This is a genomic window from Vibrio sp. 1874 (assembly GCF_033344395.1).
GTDB classification, from domain to species: Bacteria; Pseudomonadota; Gammaproteobacteria; order Enterobacterales; family Vibrionaceae; genus Vibrio; species Vibrio alginolyticus.
On record NZ_JAWPOR010000162.1, the window covers coordinates 1 to 1,090 of the forward strand.

Annotated in this window: 1 protein-coding gene; it reads right to left on the minus strand. The window is 45.7% G+C overall.

The window, feature by feature from the left end; genetic code table 11:
* Positions 1-78: 78 nt before the first annotated feature.
* Positions 79-1,090 (minus strand): peptide MFS transporter (locus R8N46_RS25325; RefSeq protein ID WP_318189792.1); only part of this gene is annotated, 1,012 nt, incomplete at its 5' end.

Genomic DNA, 1,090 nt, shown 5'->3' on the forward strand with positions numbered 1-1,090 from the left:
TAGAGCTTTGGTATTCTGCACCGAATGAATACTAAAAAGGGTCGCGATTGCGAACCTTTTTAGTAACTTGAAACCATGTTAAGCAACTTGTGTTTGTTGCTCTTCAATTTGTTCTGCAGTGCTGTGAGTGTTTTCTGCACCGTGCATCCAACGAACAAGCGTGTTCGAGAATAACATTAGAATCACACCACTGATCAATGCAGTTACTGCGATGCCACTAAAGATAGCCATTGCACCAAGTTCACCCACATGAGAACCCACGTAACCAGCGACATAGTTCGCAATAGCGTTACAACCAAACCATGCACCCATCATCAACGATGCAAGACGTAGCGGAGCCAGTTTGGTTACAAGAGACAGACCAATAGGGGATAGACACAGTTCGCCCAAAGTATGGAAGAAGAACGCGCCAACTAGCCATAGCATGGATGTTTTCACGTTAGTATCACCACCTTGCTCCATTACTGCACCAACCATGCATAGGAAGCCTAGTGCCAAGAAGAACATGGCTAAAGCAAATTTCGCTGGTGAGTTTGGTTCACGTTTACCTAGTTTCACCCATAGAACCGCAAGGACAGGCGCAAGCGTAATGATAAAGAATGGGTTTAGTGACTGGAACCAAGCTGCAGGTACTTCAAAACCGCCAATCATACGATCGGTGTACTGCTGAGTGTAAATGTTCATCAGACCGCCAGCTTGCTCGAAACCAGCCCAGAATACGATAGTAAACAGGCTCATCACCAAGATAACTTTAATGCGATCTACTTCTTCTTTGGTAAGAGGCTGTTTTGTTTTGGCGTTCTTATTGTTTAGGTCGCGTTTCGCGGCTGGCTCACGGCCAATATCACCAAGCCAAGACTGTGAAAGCGACATTTGCATGACAAGGCTGATTATCATACCCACGCCCGCTGCTACGAAACCTGCTTTCCAACCAAATGAGTTCGTTACAGATCCAGAAACCACGCCGGCTAGTAAAGCACCAAGGTTGATACCCATGTAGAAGATAGTGAAAGCGCCATCACGACGGTTATCACCTTCATTGTAAAGGTCACCAACCATGGTAGAGATATTTGGCTTGAATAGACCGTTA